The organism is Methylopila musalis (genome assembly GCF_042679725.1).
GTDB lineage: Bacteria > Pseudomonadota > Alphaproteobacteria > Rhizobiales > Methylopilaceae > Methylopila > Methylopila musalis.
Map to the genome: position 1 here is coordinate 1 of NZ_JBHTMX010000287.1, position 2,505 is coordinate 2,505.

Genomic DNA, 2,505 nt, shown 5'->3' on the forward strand with positions numbered 1-2,505 from the left:
GCCCGCGCGAGGGCGACGAGCGCCGCGCCGTAGCCGGCGATGTAGTCGCGCGCGTCCGCCAGATCGACCACATGCGCCCCCGCCTCCAGCGCGGCGCGCGGCACGTCGTAGCCCGCGCCCTGGAACGGGCCGGAGGCGTCCACCACCAGCCAGGGCGCGATCCCGCCGAGGCGCGCCGCGAGATCGCGGCCGTGATCGAGCCCGGCGCCGGAGACGGTCGTGTCCGGGGCGCGCGGCAGGCTCTCCGCGAAGGCCTGCGCCCTGCCGGCGTCGCGGGAGGTGAGGACGAGGTCGAGCCCCTCCGACAGCGCGAGGTGGCGCGCCAGCCGCGCGCCGAACACGCCGGTTCCCCCGATCAGCAGGACGCGCCGGCGGGTCACGGCCGGTCCGCCGGCGGCAGGGCGCAGACCGTCTCGCGGCCGAAGAACAGGCGCCGGTTGCGCGCCACCCGGTCGTAGAGCCAGTCGCGCAGCGGCTTCGGCGCGAACCGCAGGATCCGTAGCCCGCGGACCGGGCCGCGCAGGCGGCGCAGAACCGCGAGCGCGGCGTCGGATCGTTCGAAGGCGCGGCCGTCCGCGATCAGCAGGAACGTGTCCGGCCCGTCAGGATCGACGCCGTGGCGCGCCGCCAGCCCGCGTCCCTCGGGCGACTGCATCGCCACGAAGCTCAGGGCGCGGTCGCGCTGGCGGCGCTGCGCGAAGCGCACGCTGCGGGAGCAGAGCCCGCAGGCGCCGTCATAGAGCACGACCGCCGCGCTCATGCCCGCTGGTCCCGGTAGCTCCCGCTCTGGCGCAGCAGGGCGCCGAACAGCGGGTGCCGCAGGTCGAGCGTGAACTCGAAGGCGCCCTCGCCCGTCTCCCTGTGGATGACGGTGAGCGCCCCCGGCGACAGCCAGCCCGGCAGCGGCAGGCGGAAGCGCCCAAGCCGCAGCACGTAGCCCGCGCTGCGGAAGACGAGCGCGCCCTCCTCCGCCGACAGGGTCAGCGGCATGGCGACGCCGTAGCCCACATACTCCTCGAGCCCGGTCGGCCCCGCGAACCGCTTGGCGGAGTGGATCACCTGGGGGAAGCCGTCGCGTCTGGCGTAGAGCCGGGTCCAGATCTGACCGCCGGTCGCGGCGTCCTCGGTGACGGTGACGACGCTCGCCACGTCGGTGTCGAGACAGATCGGCAGCGGCGCGCCGATCACCCGCAACACCTGCGAGAGCATGCGCCCCGCCCGGTTCATGGCGAGTTCGGTGATGCGGCCCACATAGATGGCCGCGTCCGAGCCCGACAGCCGCTTGGAGAAGCGCCGCCGCACGTCCGCGGGCAGCGTCTCCCACTCCACCGGGCCGAGCAGCGCCCGGAAGCGCAGATCGACGAGGCGGGAGGCGGATCGCGTCTCCGTGGGCAGGGCTTGGGCGTCTAGCCTGGGCTGCGCCGACATGATGGTCCTCCCGTCAGTCCTTCGTCTTGGCCGAGGACTTGTCCCCCGGCAGGAACGACGCGACCTTCGCGCCGAGCCTCAGAAGCAGGTCGCGCTTGCCCTTGGGCAGGGACAACATCTGGCCGTACCAGCGGTCCAGCGCGACGGTGAAGTCGAGCATGGCCTTGAGCCGGCGCCGCGCCTCGGGGCTGACCTCCGGATCGGCGTCGGCCTCGGACGAACAGCGCCGCAGCGCTACGATCGCCGGGTCGATCTCCCGCTCCTTGCGCCGGGCGGCGATTCGGGCGGCGATCTCCCAGACGTCGGTCTCGGCCTCGTAATGGTCGCGCCGGTCCTGCCGCACCGGCACGCGCCGGATCAGGTTCCAGGCCAGCAGCTCCTTCAGCGAGTTCGAGACGTTGGAGCGCGCCATGGCGAGATCGTCGGCGATCTCCTCCGCCGTCATCGGCCGCTCCGAGAGGTAGAGCAGCGCATGGATCTGGCCGATGGAGCGATTGACGCCCCACTGCCCGCCCATGTCGCCCCAGCTCAGCAGGAAGGCCTCGACCGCGGGCGGCAGCTTGCTGGATTTGTCTGTAATTTCTGTCATTACAGAAATAAACGTCAGATCATGAGCGAAGGCAAGCGCTGATTTTCGCCAAAGCCGAAATCCGTCTGCGGTTTGCCTCCCCCGCCGTTCCGCGCTACCTCTGCCTCCGCATGACCGACAGGCCATGGGGAGCGCATGCGCATCATCCGATCGGCCCGCCTTGGGCTCACGGCGGGAACCTCCGACAAGGTGTATGAGGTCGATCTCGTCGAGAACGACGCTCTGCAGGGCGAACAGCGCTATCTCGTCAATTTTCGCTACGGACGCCGCGGCGCCACGCTGCGCGAGGGCTCCAAGACGCCCGCGCCCGTGGCGCTCGCCTCCGCGCTGCTGACCTTCGACAGCGTCGTCGTCTCCAAGGTGAACGGCGGCTACCGCCGCGCGGACGAGCCCGACGCCGCGCCGGCGGCGTTCGGCGAGGCCTCGTCGGCGACTGCGCCGACCGGCCGCGACGCGGTGCTGCTGGGACGGCTCGACGGCCTGTTGCG

At 72.1% G+C, this 2,505-nt stretch carries 4 protein-coding genes and 1 pseudogene; 1 reads left to right on the plus strand and 4 read right to left on the minus strand.

Annotated features, from left to right (window positions below; genetic code table 11):
• The 4 genes from ACFQ4O_RS16745 to ACFQ4O_RS16760 all read right to left on the minus strand — a co-directional run.
• A partial coding sequence (locus ACFQ4O_RS16745; protein WP_378777394.1) for a saccharopine dehydrogenase NADP-binding domain-containing protein occupies nucleotides 1-380 on the minus strand: 380 nt, incomplete at its 3' end.
• Nucleotides 377-760 carry a thiol-disulfide oxidoreductase DCC family protein gene (locus tag ACFQ4O_RS16750; protein WP_378777396.1) on the minus strand — a complete coding sequence of 128 codons (384 nt, stop codon included), beginning with the start codon at nucleotides 758-760 and terminating at the stop codon, nucleotides 377-379. The genes ACFQ4O_RS16750 and ACFQ4O_RS16745, both read right to left, overlap by 4 nt.
• Entirely contained in the window at nucleotides 757-1,428 is a 672-nt protein-coding gene (locus tag ACFQ4O_RS16755; protein ID WP_378777398.1) for a DUF4166 domain-containing protein, read from the minus strand. Before ACFQ4O_RS16755 ends, ACFQ4O_RS16750 begins: the two co-directional genes overlap by 4 nt.
• A gap of 13 nt (nucleotides 1,429-1,441) precedes the next feature.
• Nucleotides 1,442-2,017, minus strand: coding sequence for a GbsR/MarR family transcriptional regulator (locus ACFQ4O_RS16760; protein WP_378777400.1), 576 nt, complete (start codon nucleotides 2,015-2,017; stop codon nucleotides 1,442-1,444).
• A 135-nt stretch (nucleotides 2,018-2,152) separates the two neighbouring features.
• Here ACFQ4O_RS16760 and ACFQ4O_RS16765 point away from each other — a divergent pair.
• Nucleotides 2,153-2,505 (plus strand): annotated as a pseudogene (locus ACFQ4O_RS16765) (hypothetical protein); the annotation flags it as partial.

What these genes read in the sequence shown, in the direction of transcription:
- ACFQ4O_RS16760 (WP_378777400.1), bottom strand. Translation starts at nt 2,017, where the DNA reads ATGACAGAAATTACAGACAAATCCAGCAAGCTGCCGCCCGCGGTCGAG.
- ACFQ4O_RS16750 (WP_378777396.1), bottom strand. Translation starts at nt 760, where the DNA reads ATGAGCGCGGCGGTCGTGCTCTATGACGGCGCCTGCGGGCTCTGCTCC.
- ACFQ4O_RS16755 (WP_378777398.1), bottom strand. Translation starts at nt 1,428, where the DNA reads ATGTCGGCGCAGCCCAGGCTAGACGCCCAAGCCCTGCCCACGGAGACG.